Here is an 18,550-nt window from a genome sequence, read left to right on the forward strand (position 1 = left end):
GTGCACCATGTCCGTGAGCGAAGCCCGATTCGAGACCATGACCGAGGCCTGGATGGACGCCGTGCTGGCCATCGAGCAACAGGCCTACACCCACCCCTGGAGCCGGGGCAATTTTCTGGATTCGATCCGCTCGGGCTACCAGGCCCAGGTGCTGGTGGGCGAGGACCGCCTGATCGGCTACTTTGTGGCCATGAAAGGTGTGGATGAGGTGCACCTGCTCAACATCACCGTGGCCCCGGCATTTCAGCGTCAGGGTTGGTCGCGGGTGATGCTCGATGCCCTGGCCACCTGGTCGCGCGGGCAGGGCGCCCAGTGGCTGTGGCTGGAGGTGCGGGTGTCCAATGCCCGGGCCTACTCGGTGTACCTGGCCCATGGCTACCAGCGGGTGGGCGTGCGCAAGGCCTACTATCCAGCCTTTGAAGGGCGTGAAGACGCGATTGTGATGAGCCTGAAACTATGAGCCTGAACCTCGACCCGCGCCAGCGCGCCATGCTGGACGAGATGCACATCCCCTTCTGGTGGCCCGAGGCCCCGGTAGAGGGGGCGTCGGGGGTGGGGGCGCCGTCCCAGGCTGTCGTCCTGGCCCCGGCTCAGACCCCGGTTCAGCCCCCGATTCCGCCCTCGGTCGGGGCGGCTGCGGTGATGCCCCAGCGGAGCAGTGCGCCTGCCGCCGCCCCGGCCGTCCCTGTCGCCCCTGTCGCCCCTGTCGCCCCGGCCCGCCCTGCGAGCCCTGCCACCTCCCAGGCGCCAGTGGCCCGCCCCGCCGCCCCTGCCCCGGGGCGCGTGCTGGCCGGCGCCGCCAGCGCCTGGCGCCTGCTGCCTGCACAGGCCCTGTATGCCAGCCCGGCCACCCCGGGCGGCTGGCTGGTGGTCACCGAGGCCATCTGGCCGGGCGACGACCCCCTGGCCGAAGACGGGGGGCCGGCCGCCCGCCTGCTCGACAACATGCTGCGCGCCATGGGCCTGCACAAGACGCCCCAGGTGTGGGCGGCCGGCCTGGCCCGGCGGGCTGCCGACGAGGGCGCCGAACCCCTGGCCTGGGCCGACCTGCTGCAGGCCCGGCAGCCGCATCGGGTGCTGTTGATGGGCCGCACCGCGGCGCGTGAAGCCCTGGGCACCGATGAGCCGCTGGGTCGGTTGCGCGGGCGCGTGCACGATCTGCACGGGGTGCCGGCGGTGGTCACCTACGATGCGCCCTACCTGCTGCGGGCCCAGGCCGACAAGGCGCGGGCCTGGGCCGATCTGTGTCTGGCCCTGGGTTGAACGCCCCCTGCTGGCACCTTTTGCCAGGCCCAACCTGCCCGTTGATCGCGCTGCGGGCGGGCACCTCTTTAAAATGGCGCTCATGACCTTCCTCGACATGCTCCGCAACGCCGAGCAACAAAACGGCTCCATGCTCTGCGTGGGCCTGGACCCTGAGCCCGCCCGCTTCCCGGCCCAGCTCAAGGGTGATGCCAACAAGATCTACGACTTCTGCGCCCGCATCGTCGATGCCACGGCCGATCTGTCGATCGCCTTCAAGCCTCAGATCGCCTACTTTGCCGCGCACCGGGCCGAGGGCCAGCTGGAGCGCCTGATGGAGCACATGCGCCGAGTCGCGCCCCACGTGCCCATCATCCTGGACGCCAAGCGCGGCGACATCGGCTCGACCGCCGAGCAGTACGCCAAAGAAGCCTTCGACCGCTACGGCGCCGATGCGGTCACGCTGTCGCCGTTCATGGGCTTTGATTCGGTGCAACCCTATCTCAAGTACGAAGGCAAGGGCGCCTTCCTGCTGTGCCGCACCTCCAACCCAGGCGGCGACGATCTGCAGAACCAGCGCTTGGCTTCGGTCGAAGGCCAGCCCCTGCTGTACGAACATGTGGCACGCCTGGCCCAGGGCCCCTGGAACCTGAATGGGCAGCTGGGCCTGGTGGTAGGCGCCACCTACCCCGCCGAGATCGAACGCGTGCGGGCCCTGGCGCCCACGCTGCCGCTGTTGATCCCGGGCGTGGGGGCCCAGGGGGGAGACGCGGTGGCCACGGTGCGAGCCGGCTGGAAACCCGGTGCCCCCATCGTCGTCAACTCGTCGCGCGCCATCCTTTACGCCTCGTCGGGTGACGATTTTCAGGAGGCGGCCCGTCGCGAGGCCCTGCGCACTCGCGACCTGTTGCAAGCCGCCCGCGGCTGAGCCCCGGCCCGGCGCCTTTCCCCCATCCGCCATCATCGCCATGCAGGTCAAGTGGCTCGAAGACCTGGTGGTGCTGGCGCAGACGCGCAGCTTCACCCGCGCCGCCGAGCTGCGCCATGTCACCCATCCGGCCTTTGGGCGCCGCATCCGGGCCCTGGAGGAATGGGCCGGCACCCCGCTGGTGCAGCGCGGCCCCGGCCCGGTGACGCTCACGGCCGCCGGCGACAGCCTGCTGCAGGACGCCCGCCACCTGTTGCAGGGCCTGGGTCAGGCCCATGACGCCCTGCGGGGTGCGGCCGGGCGCGAACAGCAGACCCTGAGCCTGGCCACCGGCCGCACCCTGGCACGCACCCTGGTGGCTGATTGGCTGTGCCAGTTGCAGCCCGAGCTGGGCCAGGCTGAGGTGCTGATCCGCACACGGGCCCTGGCCGACACCACCCGCCTGCTGGAGCGCGGCGAGGTGGATTTCATGCTCACCTACCACCACCCGCTGCTGGCCCTGCAGATCCCGGCACGGCAATACAGCCACCTGACCCTGGCCCGCGACGAACTGGTGCCGGTCAGCCAATGCGATGCCGGTGGGACACCGCTGCATGCCTTGGCATCCGGGACGGCCGCCGCCTACCTGGCCTATGCCGACAGCCTGGCTCTGGGCCGTCTGGTGCAGGACCACTTGGCGCATCACCCCCAGGCCCCAGCCCTGCGCCGGGTCATTGAGTGCGACTCGGCCGATGCCTTGCTGGAGTACGCGCTCAAGGGCCTGGGCGTGGCCTGGCTCCCGGTCTCTCTGGCGGCCGGGGCGCTGCACGAAGGTCGTCTGTGCCGGGTGGGTGATCCGCGCCTGGCCGTCCGCTTCGAGGTGCGGCTCTACCGCCCCAAGCGGCGTCTGTCGGCCCTGGCCGAGCAGGTCTGGCATCGCAGCGAGAGCCTGCTCTGAGGCCGGATGCTGAAAATGGCACCACCCGGTGCTGTTTTGGCACCAAGCCTGGGTCTGTAGGCCGGACAATCGGCTGGCTGCAGGCGATCGGGGGGTTGTGCCCGATGGCTGCAGCTCTGATCACTGCCCCTTTTCTGCCACGTTTTGTCTTGTCCGGAGCCTGTCATGAACACTCAACCTCCCTTGTCTCAGCGCCGTCGTGCGCTCTGGCCACTGCTGGGCGCTCTGAGCGTCCTGCCGCTGCTGGCCCAGGCCGAGGGCTATCCTGACAAGCCTGTCACGCTGGTCGTGGGCTACCCGGCGGGTGGCAGCACCGATCTGATGGCCCGCACCATCGGCCCTGAGCTGTCGCGCCGCCTGGGCACCCCGGTGGTGATCGAAAACCTGGGTGGCGCCGGGGGCGCCATTGGCGCCCAGAAGGTGGCGAGCGCGCCGGCCGATGGCTACACCCTGCTGGTGGGGGCCAACAACGAGATCGCCATCAAACGCCTGGTGGCCCCGGCCTCGGTCAAGTACGAGCTGCGCGACTTCACCCCCCTGGGCTTGATCGCTTCGCAGCCCATGGTGCTGGTGGCCTCGCCGCGCACCGGCGTCAAGACCGTGGCCGACTTCATGAAGCAGGTCAAGGCCAACCCGGGCAAGTTCACCTACGGCAGCTCGGGTGTGGGCACGGCGCTGCACCTGGCTGGCGAGATGATCAAGGACCAGGGCGGGCTGTTCATGACCCACATCCCCTACCGCGGCGTGGCTCCGTTGACCACCGACTTGCTGGGTAGCAATGTGGATTACGGTGTGTTCGTGCTGTCCAGCGGCCTGCCCCTGATCAAGAGCGGCAAGCTGGTGGCCCTGGGGACCACCGAGCGCAAGCGCTCGCCCGCCACCCCCGATGTGCCTGCCGTGGCCGAGACGCCGGCCCTGAAGAACATCGACATCAGCTCCTGGTTTGCCTTGTTGGGGCCGGCCCGCCTGCCCGAGCCGGTGACGGCCCGCCTGAAGAAGGCGCTGGCCGAGACGCTGCAGGCCCCCGACGTGCGCAAGAAGCTCGAAGAGACGGGCTCCACCGTGGCCAACCCGCAGCTCGACCTGGCCCGCTTCATGGTCGAAGAAAGCGCCAAGTACAAGCACATTGTTGAATTTGCCCGCATCGAGGAGTGACCCCGTGACCGCATCCCCTGAATTTGCGCTGCCCTGTCCCGATCTGGGCCCCTGGCGCGCTGGCAACACCGGTGTCGAAGGTGTGTGGCAGTTCGACGGCGCCGAGCCCGGGCGCCACGTGATGATCAGTGCCCTGGTGCACGGCAACGAGCTGTGCGGTGCCTGGGCTTTGCTGGGCCTGCTGCAGGCGGGGCTGCGGCCCCAGCGCGGTCGGCTCACCCTGGCCTTCTGCAATCTGGCCGCGTTCGACCGTTTCGACCCCTTGAACCATGACGCCTCGCGCTTTGTCGACGAAGACCTGAACCGTCAATGGGTGGTCGAACGCATCGAAGCCGGTGGCAGCCAGGAGCGCCGGCGCGCGGCCCAGTTGCGCCCCTTCGTCGAGCAGGCCGACTGGCTGCTGGACCTGCACTCCATGCACGAGCGGGGTCAACCCCTGCTGCTGACCGGTGTGCAGCCGCGCAATCGGGTGCTGGCCCGGGCCCTGGGCGCGCCCGAGCACATCGTGGTCGACGCCGGGCACAAGGATGGCGTGCGCATGCGCGACTTCGGCCGCTTCGGCCGGATTGACGAGCTGGCCGACAACGGAACCCATTCGCTGCTCATCGAGTGTGGCTTCCATGGCGATCTGTCCAGCCGCAGCGTGGCCCAGGACGCCTGCCTGCGCTTTCTGCGTGAGGCCGGGGCGGTCGATGAGGCGGTGTTGCTGGCGGCCCTGCCGGGCTGGTTGCAGGCGCCTGCACCGCGCCAATGGGCCCTGGAAGTCACGGGCCCGGTGGTGGCCCGCAGCCCGGCTTTCCGCTTTGTCGAACCCTTCCAGGGCCTGGAGGTGATCGAGCAAGCCGGCACCGTGATCGGCTGGAACGACGGCGAGCCCGTCACCACCCCCTACGACGATTGCGTGCTGGTGATGCCCTCGGTGCGCCAGGCCCGCGCCGGCGTCACCGTGGTGCGCTTCGCGCGCCGCAGCCCCTTGTGAGGCGGTGAATCAGCGCAAGCGGCGGTGCTGCAGCAGACGATCGCCGCCCAGCACACAGGCCAAGGCCAGCACCACCAGGGAGATGCCCCCCCATTGCCAGGGCGTGATGCCCTCTCCCAGCAGCAGCATGCCGGCGCTCAGCCCTACCACCGGCACGCCCAGGCTGAAGGGGGCGACGCGGTTCGCCGGGTGGCGTTGCAGCAAGCGCGTCCACAGCGCATAGCCCAGCACGCTGGCCATCCAGGCCAGGTAGGCCACGGCCGCCCAGGCCAGCAGCGGGGCCTGCAGCCAGTGCCAGCGCAGCTCGGGCGGATCCTGCCACCAGGACAAGGCGGCAAAAGGCAGCACCGGCACCAGGCAACTCCACACCACAAAGCCCAGCGGCTCCATGTCGGGGCTGTGCTCGCGCGCCTTGCGGATCACGATGTTGGAACTGGCCCACATGGCGGCGGCACACAGGTTGAGCACAAAGCCCCAGAAGGTGGTGGCCCCGGCAGCGGCGCCCGGTGCCAGGTAGTTGAGCGCAAAGCACAGCAGACCGGCACAGGCCAGCAACAAGCCGATTTGCAGCGCCCGCCCGGCGCGCTCGCCCAGCAGCACAAAGCCCAGCACGGCGGTGATGAAGACCTGGGTCTGCAGCAGCACCGAGGCCAGGCCCGCGCTCATGCCGACCTGCATGGCACAGAACAGAAAACCGAACTGGCCCACGCCCTGGGTCAGACCATAGAGCAGCAGCCAGCGCCAGGCCACACGCGGGCGGCGCACCAGCAGCACCAGCGGAAAGGCGGCCACGAGGTAGCGCGCCGCCCCAAGCTGGAAGGGCGTGAAATCTCGCAGCCCCACCTTCATGGCCACGAAGTTGAGCCCCCACACCACCACCACGCACAGTGCGGCGAGCAGGTCGGTGCGGCTTAGGCCAGGGGCGGTGGGCGGGGCGGGTGCTGCCGTCAATGCGGGGCCTGAGGGTTGGCCTTGGCGGCCTCGATGTGGGCCTTGGCCCGTTGCGCCAGGGCGATGTCGCCCGGGGTTTCGGGCGAGAAGGTGTCCACCGGGATGGTGTGGCCATGCGAGTCGAGGGCCACGAACACGATCAGGCATTCGGTGGTCTTGGCCATCTGGCCGCTTTTCATGTCACCGCTGCGCACCTCGACCGAGATGTTCATGCTGGTGGTGCCGGTGTAGGCCAGGCGGGCTTCGACCTCGACCAGGTCGCCGATCATGATCGGACGGTGGAAGCGGATGCCGCCCACGAAGACCGTCACGCAGTAGCGCTTGGACCAACTCGTGGCGCAGGCATAGCCGGCCTCGTCGATCCATTTCATCACGGTGCCTCCGTGCACCTTGCCGCCGAAATTGACGGTGCTGGGTTCGGCGAGAAAGCGCAGGACGATGGAATGCATGGTGGGGTAGTAAGTCGACAGAAAGTCGCATTATTCCCGACCGGCGGTTGTCTTGCTGGGCGCTTGTGGTGAGGCGCACCACAGCCAGACCCGCTGGTCGGTTAGCGATGTGAAAAGCCAGGGGTGCCGTCAAGAATCATCCGGCGTTCCTTTGAAGAAGGCCGTTGGTCTTGATTTTGAGGGCTGCGTGTGCGCTGTCTCGCTGTTGGCACTTTGGACAAGCGTGCGGTCTTTGTTGATCTGACCTGGAGCCCGCATGGCCATTGCCCTGAGTGAACTGCCACCGCTGACCGACTTCGAGCACCTGTTGCCACCCGACATCCCGTTGTTGTGTCTGCAGGGGGCTGCTCTGGTGGGTCTGCTGGCCGCCGTGCTGCTGGTTTGCCGGCGTCACGGGTTGCCGATACGCCAGCGCAGCCTGGCCCTTGGTTTGGCCGTGGGGGGCGCGGGCTATGTGATTGGTGCGCTGGTGGCCAATTACGGCGAGGGCGAGGTGCGCCCCACCCTGGTGATCGATTTCCTGTACCTGGGGGCCTACCTGGGTGGCTGGCGCGGCGGCTTGCTGAGCTTTGCCCTGGTGGAACTGGCCCGCTGGCAGTACGGCGGCATCCTGCACCTGGGGGCTGCCGTGGCCGATGGCTTGGTTCATGTGATGAGTGGCTGGATGCTGCGCCTGCTGATTGATCCGCGGGCCTTGCCGACCCTGCATGCCAGCACGGTGCTGGGGGTGTGGGTCGGGCGCCTGCTGTCGACCGCCGTGGGGGCCTGGTTGGGGACGGTGTTGTCCGACACGCCCTGGGAGACCCTGACGCAGCTGTTGCAGGCCCGAGCCACCATGATGCCCATCTCGTTGCTGGTCATCTACTGCACCTTGCTGCTGCTGGCCACCGATGCCCAAATCGATGCGCAGCAGGCCCGTGAGCACGCGCTGCTGCGGCACGACCCGGTCAGCGGCCTGCCCAACCGGCGCGCCCTGAGTGAACGCGTGCAGGCGCATTGGCACCGTGACGACCCCCGTGCGGCCTGCCTGGTGGTGTTGGAGCTGGGCAACCTGAGCGATTTTCTGTCCCGCCATGGTCAGGAGCGGGCCTGGCGGCTGTGGCAAAGCGGCGGGCTGGAGCAGGGGGGGGCCTTGCTGCGTGAGGTGCTGGTGGCCTTGCGGGCCTATCGGCCCACGCCATTTCAATACAGTGACTTCTCGCTGGCGCTGTTTCTGGAGGGCGTGGCCCTGTCAGATCTGGAGGACCGCGGTGAGCTGGAGCCCGCCTTGCGCCGCTGCGAGGCAGGCATCAGCCAGGCCTGGCCGGGTTACCGGGCGGCGGTCCGGTGTGCGGTGGTGGACCTGGGGCCGGTGAACGACACCCCGACGCCCCACCTGCCTTATCGCGAGATCACCCTGGCCTTGAATTCGCTGCCGCGCGGGGTGGCGTATTTCAACGGTTTGATGCAGCAGGACCAGGCCCTGGATGCTTTCATTGAAAGTCAGATGAACCGGTGGGCGGACCCGGGCACGGTGCCGATCTGGTTGCAGCCCAAGCTGCATCTGGCCACCGGGCAGGTGGAGGGGGCCGAGGCCTTGCTGCGGCTGAGCGATGCTGCAGGCCGGGCCGTTTCGCCGATGCGGGTGATTGCGGTGGCGCGCCGTGATGGCCGGCTGGCCGAGGTCGAATGGGCCACCTTGGCGGCCACCGTGCACCTGTTGCAACAACAGGCGAGCCGCCTGCCCGGCGTGTCGATGGCGGTCAATGTGTCGGCCGAGTCCTTGTGCCTGTCTGGGTTTGCGCAGCGGGTGCAGGCCTTGCTGGTCCAGTGCCAGGTGCTGCCCGGCCTGTTGCGCCTGGAGCTGGTGGAGTGGTCTGACCTGGTGGACGACCCGCGGGTGCAGGCCAATCTGGCCTTGTTGACCGCCCTGGGGGTGCCCTTGTCGATCGACGATTTTGGCACCGGCTATTCCAATCTGCTGCTGCTGACCCGCTTTTCGTTTTCCGAGGTCAAGATCGATCGCAGCCTGGTGACCTCGCTGAGCGAGCTGAAGTCGTTGGTGGTGGTGGAGCACATCGTCGAGCTGGCCCACCGCTGCGGGGCGGTGGTGGTGGCCGAGGGGGTGGAGACGACCGCCGTGGCCACCCAGGTGCGTGATCTGGGTGTGGACGTGGGGCAGGGCTATCTGTTCGCGCGCGCCTTGCCGCCCGAGGAGTTTGTGGCCTATTGCCGCCGGCCCAGGCTGGTGTTGCCGGTCTGAGCGACGGATCGAGCGTTGGATTGAATCCTGGATCGGCTGCCGGCCTCAGGCGCCGGGTGCCAGCAGCCGCGCCAGGTAGCGCCCGGTGTGGCTGGCCGGCAGCGCGGCCAGGGCTTCGGGCGTGCCCACGCCCACCACGGTGCCCCCCCCGGCACCGCCTTCGGGGCCCATGTCGATCAGCCAGTCTGCGGTCTTGATCACGTCCAGGTTGTGCTCGATCACGACGATGGTGTTGCCCGCGTCACGCAGCTGGTGGATCACCTTGAGCAGCAGATCGATGTCGGCAAAGTGCAGCCCGGTGGTGGGCTCGTCCAGGATGTACAGGGTGCGCCCGGTATCACGCTTGGACAGCTCCAGCGCCAGCTTGATGCGCTGGGCCTCGCCGCCCGACAGCGTGGTGGCCGACTGCCCCAGCTTGATGTACGACAGGCCCACCTCCAGCAGGGTCTGCAGCTTGCGTGCGATGGCGGGCACCGCCTTGAAGAACTCGTGCGCCGTCTCGACCGTCATGTCCAGCACCTGGGCGATGTTGCGGCCCTTGTATTGAACCTCCAGGGTTTCTCGGTTGTAGCGCTGACCCTGGCACACATCGCAGGGCACGTAGACATCGGGCAGGAAGTGCATCTCGACCTTCACCACGCCGTCGCCCTGACAGGCTTCGCAGCGCCCGCCGGCCACGTTGAAGCTGAAGCGACCCGGGCCGTAGCCGCGCTCACGCGCAGTGGGCACCTCGGCCATCAGCTCGCGGATGGGGGTGAACAGGCCGGTGTACGTGGCCGGGTTGCTGCGGGGGGTGCGGCCGATCGGCGACTGGTCGACGTTGATCACCTTGTCGAACTGTTCCAGCCCCTCGATGGTGTCGTGCTCGGCGGGTTCGTCGTGGGCGCGGTGGATCTGGTGGGCGGCCGCCGTGTACAGGGTTTCGTTGACCAGGGTTGACTTGCCAGAGCCCGAGACGCCCGTCACGCAGGTCATCAAACCCACCGGGAACTCGACCGTCACGTTTTTCAGGTTGTTGCCGCGTGCGCCGGTGATGCGGATCACCTGGGCCGGGTCTTTTTGCACATGGCGCTGGGTGGGCACCTCGATGCGGCGCGCCCCGCTGAGGTACTGGCCGGTGAGCGACTGCGGGTTGGCGCGGATGTCGTCAAACGTGCCCTGGGCCATCACACGCCCTCCGTGCACGCCGGCGCCTGGGCCCATGTCGATCACATGGTTGGCGGCGCGCATCATGTCCTCGTCGTGCTCGACCACCAGCACGCTGTTGCCGATGTCGCGCAGGCGCTGCAGGGTGCTGATCAGGCGGTCGTTGTCTCGCTGGTGCAGGCCGATGCTGGGCTCATCCAGCACATACATCACGCCCGTCAGGCCCGAGCCGATCTGGCTGGCCAGACGGATGCGCTGGGCCTCGCCGCCGGACAGGGTTTCGGCGCTGCGGTCCAGGCTCAGGTAGCTCAGGCCCACGTCGTTGAGAAACTTCAGCCGCGAGCTGATCTCGCGCACCACCTTGTCGGCGATCTCAGCCTTGGCGCCGTGCAGGTGCAGCTGCTGGAAATACTCATGGCATTCGCGCAGCGTCAGGTGGCTGACCTGGAAGATGGCACGGGCCTCGGGCCCCTCGCCCAGGCGCACATGGCGAGCTTCGGTGCGCAGCCGGGCGCCGCCACAGTCGGGGCAGGGCTGGGTGCTGCGCAGGCGGGCCAGTTCTTCGCGCACCACGGGCGAGTCGGTTTCGCGAAAGCGCCGCTGCAGGTTGGGGATGATGCCCTCGAAAGGGTGCTTCTTGGCCACCTTGCGCGGGGCCTTGCCGGCCGCGCCTTCAAGCTCGTAGCTGAAGCGGATCTCGTCCGTGCCTGAGCCGTACAGAATGGCCTGCCGGGTGGCCTCGGGCAGGGTCTCGAAAGGGCTCTCGATGTCGAAGCCATAGTGTTCGGCCAGGCTTTCGAGCAGCGAGAAGTAGTGCGCATTGCGCCGGTCCCAGCCCTTGATGGCGCCGCTGGCCAGGCTCAGGGTCGGGAAGCCCACCACGCGCTGCGGGTCGAACACATCGGTGGCGCCCAGGCCATCGCAGGCCGGGCAGGCGCCCACCGGCGAGTTGAACGAGAACAGTCGCGGCTCCAGCTCGCTGAGCGAGTAGCTGCACACCGGGCAGGCAAAGCGGGCGTTGAACAGGTGCTCGGCCGGGCGCAGTGCGGCCGGGTCGGCGTCCATTTCGAGGGCAATGGCACGGCCATCGGCCAGGCGCAGCGCGGCTTCGAAGCTCTCGGCCAGGCGTTGTTGCATGTCGGGACGCACCTTCAGCCGGTCGATCACCACGTCGATGTCGTGCTTCTCGTTCTTCTTGAGCGCGGGCAGTTGGTCGAACTCGTGTGCCACGCCATCCACCCGAAAGCGCACATAGCCCTGGGCCTGCATGCTGGCAAACAGCTCGACAAACTCGCCCTTGCGCTCGCGTGCGACCGGGGCCAGGATCATCACCTTGGTCTCTTCGGGCAGGGCCAGCACGGCGTCCACCATCTGGCTCACGGTCTGGGCCTGCAGCGGCAGGCCATGGGTGGGGCAGTGCGGTGTGCCGGCACGGGCAAACAGCAGGCGCAGGTAGTCGTGGATCTCGGTCACCGTGCCCACGGTGGAGCGCGGGTTGTGCGAGGTGGCCTTCTGCTCGATCGAGATGGCGGGCGACAGGCCCTCGATCACGTCCACGTCGGGCTTGTCCATCAGCTGCAGAAACTGCCGTGCATAGGCCGACAGGCTTTCCACATAGCGGCGCTGCCCCTCGGCATACAGGGTGTCGAAGGCCAGGCTGGACTTGCCCGAGCCCGACAGCCCGGTGATCACCACCAGCTGGTTGCGCGGGATGTCGAGGTCGATGTTCTTCAGATTGTGGGTGCGCGCCCCGCGAACGCTGATGCGCTGCTGCCGCTGCTCGTTGACGAGGCTGGCCAGGTAGGGGCCGTCGGTAGATGCGCTGTCGGGGGCAATGGGGTTCACGGTGGTCCGGGCTGGGAAAAACCCACCATGATAGACATCACGTCACCGTTTGGCACAGGCCGGCTGGGTGGGCTTCGCCGACAATATGGGTTTTGTGCGTGAATGCCACGCGCATTCGCTTCTCTCCCCCTTTTCACACCTCATGACTGTATCAACCGCTATGACAGCGCTGGAGCGCCGCTCCACCCAGTCGCTGGCGTTCATCTTTGCCCTGCGCATGCTCGGCCTGTTCCTGGTGTTGCCCGTGTTCGCCCTGGAGGCGCGCAAGTACCCGGGGGGCGATGACCCGGCCCTGGTGGGCCTGGCCATGGGCATCTACGGGCTCACCCAGGGGGTGTTGCAGATTCCTTTCGGCATCGCCTCCGACCGCTTCGGGCGCAAGCCCGTGATCGTGGTCGGCCTGCTGTTGTTTGCGCTGGGTGCTTTGGTGTCGGCTGGCGCCGAGACCTTGCATGGCCTGGTGCTGGGGCGTGCCTTGCAGGGCGCCGGGGCCATTTCGGCAGCGGTCACCGCCTTGCTGGCCGACCAGACCCGGGACGAGGTGCGCACCAAGGCCATGGCCTTGATCGGTGCCAGCATCGGGCTGATGTTTGCGCTCTCGCTGGTGCTGGCGCCGGTGCTGACGGCTTGGTTGGGGCTGTCGGGCCTGTTCGTGCTGATTGCCGTGCTGGCCCTGAGCGGCGTGGCCGTGGTGCTGTGGCGCGTCCCCACCGCGCCGCCCTTGCCGGCCGATGCGCCGCGTGGCAGCCTGCGCGAGGTATTGGCCCTGGGTTCGCTGCTGCGGCTCGACTTCGGCGTGTTCGTGTTGCACGCGGTGCAACTGGCCATGTGGGTGGCCGTGCCCTCGATGCTGGTGCAGGCCGGCCTGGAGAAAAGCCTGCACTGGCAGGTGTACCTGCCGGCGGTGCTGGCGTCGTTTGTGGTCATGGGCGGCACTTTGTTTCCGTTGGAGCGTCGGGGGCATCTGCGCCCGGTGTTTCTGGCCGCCATCGTGCTGATCGGTCTGGTGCAACTGGGCCTGTGGGCGGTGGTGGATCACCAGCCCGGCCTGCTCACCCTGGGCGGTCTGCTGTTCATTTTCTTCTGCGGCTTCAACGTGCTGGAGGCCAGCCAGCCCAGTTTGGCCTCGCGCCTGGCGCCCGCGCGTCTGCGCGGCACGGCACTGGGCATCTACAACACCCTGCAATCCCTGGGCTTGTTTGCCGGCGGCGCCATGGGGGGGCTGCTGGCCCGCTCGGTGGGGGGGCATGGCTTGTTCCTGGTCAGCTCTCTGGCCTGTGCCGTTTGGTTGCTGGTGGCCTGGCCCATGAGCACGCCAGGACGTGTCGCCACGCCCACAGACGCCATAATCTCGCCCTGAATCGGAGAATTGAGCCATGGCATCTGTCAATAAAGTCATCATCGTCGGTAACCTGGGGCGCGACCCCGAGATCCGCACCTTCCCCAGCGGCGACCAGGTGGCCAACGTCACCATCGCCACCACCGACCGCTGGAAAGACAAGCAGTCTGGCGAGATGAAGGAAGCCACGGAGTGGCACCGCGTGGTGTTCAACGGCCGCCTGGCTGAAATCGCAGGCCAATACCTGCGCAAGGGTTCGCAGGTCTATGTGGAAGGCTCGCTGCGCACCCGCAAGTGGACCGACCAGGCCGGCGTCGAAAAATACAGCACCGAAATCCGGGCTGACCAGATGCAGATGCTGGGCAGCCGCCAGGGCATGGGCGGTGGTGGTGGTGATGAAGGTGGTTATGGCGGTGGCTACGGTGGTGGTCAGGGCGGTGGTCAAGGCGGCGGATACGAAAGCGCGCCGCGCCGCGCCCCTGCAGCCGCTCCTGCCGCGCGCGCCCCGGCCCCGCGTCCGGCCCCGGCTCCCGCGCCCATGGCCAGTCGTCCGTCGTCGGGGTTTGACGACATGGACGACGACATTCCGTTCTGATCCCCCTTTCAAACGTCGTTTGCTGCCGTGCCCGGCACGGTCAGATTTCCGCCAAGTCGGGCCAGATGAGCTGCCCTGGCGCATGGCCTTGGGCTTGGTACTGACGCGTCTGAGCGCAGACGTGCTGCGGTGCAGGGCTGAACGTGAGCGAGTTTGGCAACCCCGCTTGTTGGGGGCCTGAGGCTGGTGTGGATCTCCCTGTCCTGAGGCGCGGCATCGGCATGAGGTCTTTGGCGCCTTGTGCTTGCCAAACTGTCAGGCGATGCAGGTGCCTCCAGCTTCCATGCACGATGCTCGGGCCCCGACCTTCGAGGAGGTGGCGACCTGGTCGCTGGGGGTACAAAGCCCTTACGCGGGTCCGGTGTCGATCAGCGCGTTCGAAGCGCTCAAGCCACTTGGCCAAGTTCGTCGCGGATCTTCTTGTCCGACGATCTGTTGGGCAGGCCACCTGCCTGTGTCCCCTCTCTGGCACAAGAGCCCGCGCTGCTCCAGGGGCATGGACTGGCCCTTGAATGCGTGTGCTGGGCCCGACGCCCCTCTCGTCGGATCCCTGGGCAAGGGTCTTCAAGCGTCGGGCCTACGTCCAGCCGGGCGTGCATATACGACACCGCAATGAAACCCCTGTTTCTGTTTGTGATTGGCTTGGCTCGCTCCTGGCTGGATTGGAAAATCTTTGCTTTTGGTGTTTGATTTTTCGCAATGATGAGGTGCCTTTATTTGATAAATATGTGAAAAAAATTTGATTTAAGATCGAAAGGTATAAAATCTGAGCCTGAATCGCCCGTAAGTGGTCTTCTTGACAAGGATGGAATCAAATTGTTACATTCTGTAAGTGATCTCGCTGGTGGCAGTGACACTGGGCGCCCAAAGTCCGCTGTCTTCGACCGCAGGCGAGCGTTTTCTGGCCAGGTGTGAGGGGGTGGACCCTGCTCGGTGGACCCCTTCTCTCAATCGACTGACTCGGCTGACGGCCAGGTGCCACAGGATGCGGTGATTGCCGCTGGAATCCATGACTGATTTGACGGTCAATGACGGGATCTCGGTGAATGGGCCGGCGGGGTCGACCAATGGTGACCGTCGGAGTCTGGTGCGGTCTGGCGTTCCGGTCCCCGTGATGAGGGTCCTGGGTCTCGGCCCTGCGCACGCAAGAGAGGCTTGGCGAACGGGCTTCGTGCGGCACGGCCTCTTTCCTATGAGGGTATTTCCTGTCCGAGGCTTGAGGGTGACCTGCGACGCTGGGTGTCTTCAGCGACAGCGCCGGGCATGCTCCCAGGTGGGCACCCCCTCCAATCAGTGAACTATTACCGTATATGAAAAGATTGATACCTCATTTATCCCTAGCCTCATGACGGCGTCCGCCTGCGTTTCTAGAATTCGAGTCAGTTTGCGAACACCATCGGTCGTCCAAAGGGTCTGAGTGGAATGTCGATCCCTTGGCAAGGCCCGAAAATGCCCCTTACCCTGAACAAACCGCGACTGTCACCCAGAGCCTCACCATCGGATCCACTATGAGCCACCGCACGAATGCTGGCGCTGCCTGCGCCTTCAGGATGAAGCGCCTGCCATGTGAGCCCAGGGCCGGTGGAGCCGCTCGGTCGTCCTGGTGGGCCCTTGTCGGTGTGCTGGCTGACGATGACGTTCAGATCCCAGGCGTTCCAGCGCTTCGGGCCTGCGAAGCCCTAAGTAGGCAGTCGGATGAGGACGCCAAGAACTTCGAGATAGGCGGACGAACAGTACGAACACCCGAAATGGCATGCCGTCGGAATGCAAGCCATCCAGCGCCGCTGCGCTTGTTTGTTCAGCTGTGTTCCGCATTCGCTGCACACCGTGAAAAAGCTGGCTCTTGACAGTTCTGCGTCATACATAAAGCCCTCCAATCATGGAATCCATATACCCCTCGAACTGTGATGATCCACTGATGCCTGTATTAATAAGCCAAACCGGGCAGTCCTCGGAGTTCACATCGACCAAATCATCAACTGGTATGGATGAGAATCCCAAAAAACCGCTGTCTGCCGCGTATTTCCGTTTTCTTCAAGTGGCACGGGTGATCCAGTCTGAAACACTGTCGAATCATCTGGACGTCAATTCATTGGCCCTTCTGGAGACAATCACTTTGTGCTGGTTCGAGGGCAAGCCCCTGACGATCAGCCAAGTCATCGGCCTGAGCGAACTGGGTTCGCCTGCCACGCTGCACAAGCGCCTGGCCAAGCTTCGGGAAAACGATCTGGTCGTTGCCCAATCCATCGAAGGTGACACCCGCTCGAAATTGATTGTCCCGTCTGAAAAGTCGATGACCTATTTTGAGAGGCTGGGTTATTACTTCAATAATTGATCTTAAAGGTGCGATTCGGAGCGCGGATATCAGAAATCGAAGCTGAATGACGGCCAGCCCTATTCCGATCAGGTTGATTGTCAGGTCATTGCGAAAGTAATCGCCGTAGGACAATGGCCCGCCGACAATGTTATTTGTGATACTCAATAGAAGCGATTGAAACAAAGAATAAAAAAAGACCAGACTGGAGAATTTTCCGATGCTCAGGCGGATCAGGTTCGGGTCGATTTCGAGTAGTTTGAATGACACAAGCCGGCACAGCAACGGCGTCACCGCAAGCAGGGCCTGGGCCAGTTGCTGACTCATGAGGGGAAGGGCCTCGTGCGTGCCTGGTTCCATATAGACCTGCGCAAGGCCGATGGCCAGTGCACCACTTTTCGAGAAAACGATCACGAGGATGAAGCCGATGCCCCGATTCAGCGTGCTCAGCATCCGTTCGGCGTCGCCGTGCCCTGATGACAGGTGGGCCACGGTGTAGTCAAGCAAGCAGGCCAGCATGAAGATGACGGCACAGATGCAGAGGTGTTCAAGCCCGGCACGCCAGAACTGGGCTCCGTGTTCTCTTGCCCATTCGAGGTGGCGCGTCATCGCCCGGCCGTCGGTGACCGTGTCAGGTGCCGTGGATCGGGCTGGCGGTGTTCTGCTGTCGACCGCCTGCTCCTGTGTGGAGGGCGGTTGAGCCTTGAATGGCCCGATGGTGTCGAGTTTGTATTTTTCATTTTCCTCTCCTTTGCTCTGAATCCTCCGTGAAGCTCTGCCGGAACTTCAGGGGTGCATGCTGTTGTGCTCAGGTCTCGGCGGCGTCCAGACCGTAGACCTCATTGAAATACTGGCGCAAATCCTGGTCGGTCTTGATGTGGCTTCTCTTTTGCTTTTCCGACGCCATGACGGCCTGTGTGACGTCGCGGAAAAACAAGATCCCGGAGATGGACTCCGAACGGATGTTCATGCGTGACAGTTGAACCAGCGTCTTGCGGGGCCAGTCGATCTCGATGATGCAATGGTAGTTGGGCGTATTCAAAGACGAATTCAGCATCTTCTCGAACAGGTACCCGAACTGTGGAAACGGCTTGAGCGGCTGGCAATTCAATTGGATGGCCGCGAGGATTTCTGCCGGAGGCAGGTGCATCAGGTCCTGGATGTGCAAGTCGAAAAGAGTGCTGAAACTGTCGTTGATGCGGGTGCATTCGCCGTTGGTATCCAGCAAAACCCAGGCATCCAGGGCCGGTTCACAGGCGGCAACAGGGGTTTGAGTCTTGCTGCTCTGTCGTACCTGACTGGGCTGTGGGGCCGTGATGACGACCTCTTCAGGTGCGTGCACCCGCCCCGGTTGTTCGAGCCACGAGGTCCCTGGGGCCACGAAAGCTGTGGCGTTGGGGGGCGGCTGGATCCGCAGGTGGGCTCTGAACCAACGCCACGCGGTGTTGATGGATTGGATGGCACTTCGGAACCCCGGCTTCAAGGGGGCTTCGAACGAGGGCCAGTGGAAATCCGAATCGGCAAAAAATGGCTTGGAATGGTCCTTGGCGCGGCCGCCCTTCCAGCTACTGGCCTCGGTCTCCTTCCGGGTGAATGGATGATGGCGCGTTGGTGTCTTGGCAAAGACGTGCATAGGAACTCCAACTCATGGTATTTATTGTTTACAACCCTCAAGCACGTCGATATTTCTATCAAAAGTATTAAATAAGCATTATTAAAATGATTTAAATTGCATATTTACGACTTTAGACCGTGCTTGTTTATATAATTTATAAGTAAAAATAAGGCTTGTCAAATGATCTTTGAAAAGCAGGCTGCAGTAAATGAACGCGTTTTCCAAGCCGGATGGAGCGTCGCTCCCCAAAGGCTGCATGACACAGGGGAATGGGATGGCATGAGGCCATTTCCGGCGAGGTGTCACGGCACCGCTCTCCGATGGCCTTTCGTGGGGCGGGGCCGTCTCATCGAGTCAGCTGACACAGGCGTGTGAGCTTGCTCATTTGCCCTGGTGGAATTGGCTGCGCCCTGAATGCCGATATTGCCTGTCTGATAGTTCGTGCCACTCTCATTCCATCGATGCCTTGAAGATGCCCTCGGGCCGAGGGGGCCATCGAATTTGACTTTGGGCGAAATCCCTTGGCGTAGGCTTGCAATCGGCGTCTTGGCGTACGCTTGTCCGAGCAAGGCTGGAAACGTGTCTTGGGGCTCGCGTGGCTGGGGATGCGCAACCTCTGTTCCATGGACGCCTTCGTGCGGATGTCGGGCAACCCAGATTCAAGAGCCGTCCTCGTCGCTTCGGTGCATGGCTGGCGCTGTTCGCATGAGCCCGGGTGCGACAGCCGCCGTTGCGACGGTGGTTCGACCGCTGCACGGTGCTCTTTATGAGGGGGCTTTTGTGACAATGTTGTCTCAGCCGGCCACCGCGCGC

At 65.1% G+C, this 18,550-nt stretch carries 14 protein-coding genes; 9 read left to right on the forward strand and 5 right to left on the reverse strand.

The features are described from left to right. Nucleotides 1-7 precede the first annotated feature (7 nt). The 6 genes from rimI (at nt 8) to AC3WUT_RS25920 (ending at nt 5,241) form a co-directional block, all read left to right on the forward strand. Nucleotides 8-460 carry a ribosomal protein S18-alanine N-acetyltransferase gene (gene rimI, locus AC3WUT_RS25895; RefSeq protein ID WP_492349943.1) on the forward strand — a complete coding sequence of 151 codons (453 nt, stop codon included), beginning with the start codon at nt 8-10 and terminating at the stop codon, nt 458-460. After that, nucleotides 457-1,263 carry a uracil-DNA glycosylase family protein gene (locus AC3WUT_RS25900; protein ID WP_492349944.1) on the forward strand — a complete coding sequence of 269 codons (807 nt, stop codon included), beginning with the start codon at nt 457-459 and terminating at the stop codon, nt 1,261-1,263. The genes rimI and AC3WUT_RS25900 overlap by 4 nt, the downstream gene beginning before the upstream one ends. Nucleotides 1,264-1,345: 82 nt before the next feature. Continuing rightward, nucleotides 1,346-2,170, forward strand: a complete 825-nt coding sequence (gene pyrF / locus AC3WUT_RS25905) for an orotidine-5'-phosphate decarboxylase (RefSeq protein WP_492349945.1) — start codon at nt 1,346-1,348, stop codon at nt 2,168-2,170. Between the two features lie 40 nt (nt 2,171-2,210). Beyond that, nucleotides 2,211-3,107 (forward strand): LysR substrate-binding domain-containing protein, encoded by an 897-nt coding sequence (locus AC3WUT_RS25910; RefSeq protein WP_492349946.1) that lies wholly within the window; start codon nt 2,211-2,213, stop codon nt 3,105-3,107. 165 nt (nt 3,108-3,272) lie between these two features. Beyond that, nucleotides 3,273-4,262: a Bug family tripartite tricarboxylate transporter substrate binding protein gene (locus AC3WUT_RS25915; RefSeq protein ID WP_492349947.1), complete on the forward strand. Its 990-nt coding sequence runs from the start codon at nt 3,273-3,275 to the stop codon at nt 4,260-4,262. 4 nt (nt 4,263-4,266) lie between these two features. Continuing rightward, entirely contained in the window at nt 4,267-5,241 is a 975-nt protein-coding gene (locus tag AC3WUT_RS25920; RefSeq protein WP_492349948.1) for a M14 family metallopeptidase, read from the forward strand. Between the two features lie 9 nt (nt 5,242-5,250). Here the strand turns inward: AC3WUT_RS25920 and AC3WUT_RS25925 are convergent, their stop codons facing one another. Together AC3WUT_RS25925 and AC3WUT_RS25930 are read right to left on the reverse strand one after the other, a co-directional pair. Beyond that, complete coding sequence (locus AC3WUT_RS25925) at nt 5,251-6,192, reverse strand: EamA family transporter (protein ID WP_492349949.1); 942 nt, start codon at nt 6,190-6,192, stop codon at nt 5,251-5,253. Beyond that, on the reverse strand, nt 6,189-6,641 hold the full coding sequence (locus tag AC3WUT_RS25930) for an acyl-CoA thioesterase (RefSeq protein ID WP_027477279.1): 453 nt from the start codon (nt 6,639-6,641) through the stop codon (nt 6,189-6,191). Before AC3WUT_RS25930 ends, AC3WUT_RS25925 begins: the two co-directional genes overlap by 4 nt. A gap of 256 nt (nt 6,642-6,897) precedes the next feature. Between AC3WUT_RS25930 and AC3WUT_RS25935 the strand changes: the two genes are divergently transcribed. Beyond that, nucleotides 6,898-8,883: an EAL domain-containing protein gene (locus AC3WUT_RS25935; protein WP_492349950.1), complete on the forward strand. Its 1,986-nt coding sequence runs from the start codon at nt 6,898-6,900 to the stop codon at nt 8,881-8,883. Between the two features lie 45 nt (nt 8,884-8,928). Here the strand turns inward: AC3WUT_RS25935 and uvrA are convergent, their stop codons facing one another. Next, the gene (uvrA, locus tag AC3WUT_RS25940; protein WP_492349951.1) at nt 8,929-11,874 is read right to left on the reverse strand and encodes an excinuclease ABC subunit UvrA; all 2,946 of its coding nucleotides are present in this window, start codon (nt 11,872-11,874) and stop codon (nt 8,929-8,931) included. Between the two features lie 160 nt (nt 11,875-12,034). Here uvrA and AC3WUT_RS25945 point away from each other — a divergent pair, with 160 nt between their 5' ends. Together AC3WUT_RS25945 and ssb are read left to right on the forward strand one after the other, a co-directional pair. Beyond that, nucleotides 12,035-13,234, forward strand: coding sequence for an MFS transporter (locus AC3WUT_RS25945; RefSeq protein WP_492349970.1), 1,200 nt, complete (start codon nt 12,035-12,037; stop codon nt 13,232-13,234). A gap of 16 nt (nt 13,235-13,250) precedes the next feature. Beyond that, complete coding sequence (gene ssb / locus AC3WUT_RS25950) at nt 13,251-13,808, forward strand: single-stranded DNA-binding protein (RefSeq protein WP_492349952.1); 558 nt, start codon at nt 13,251-13,253, stop codon at nt 13,806-13,808. 2,089 nt (nt 13,809-15,897) lie between these two features. Here ssb and AC3WUT_RS25955 read toward each other — a convergent pair. Together AC3WUT_RS25955 and AC3WUT_RS25960 are read right to left on the reverse strand one after the other, a co-directional pair. After that, nucleotides 15,898-16,731 (reverse strand): hypothetical protein, encoded by an 834-nt coding sequence (locus tag AC3WUT_RS25955; RefSeq protein ID WP_492349953.1) that lies wholly within the window; start codon nt 16,729-16,731, stop codon nt 15,898-15,900. 199 nt (nt 16,732-16,930) lie between these two features. Continuing rightward, a complete protein-coding gene (locus AC3WUT_RS25960; RefSeq protein WP_492349954.1) occupies nt 16,931-17,755 on the reverse strand; it encodes a hypothetical protein in 825 nt (274 codons plus the stop codon). Nucleotides 17,756-18,550 lie beyond the last annotated feature (795 nt).

Source organism: Curvibacter sp. EU05-FHT14A10 (assembly GCF_058791075.1).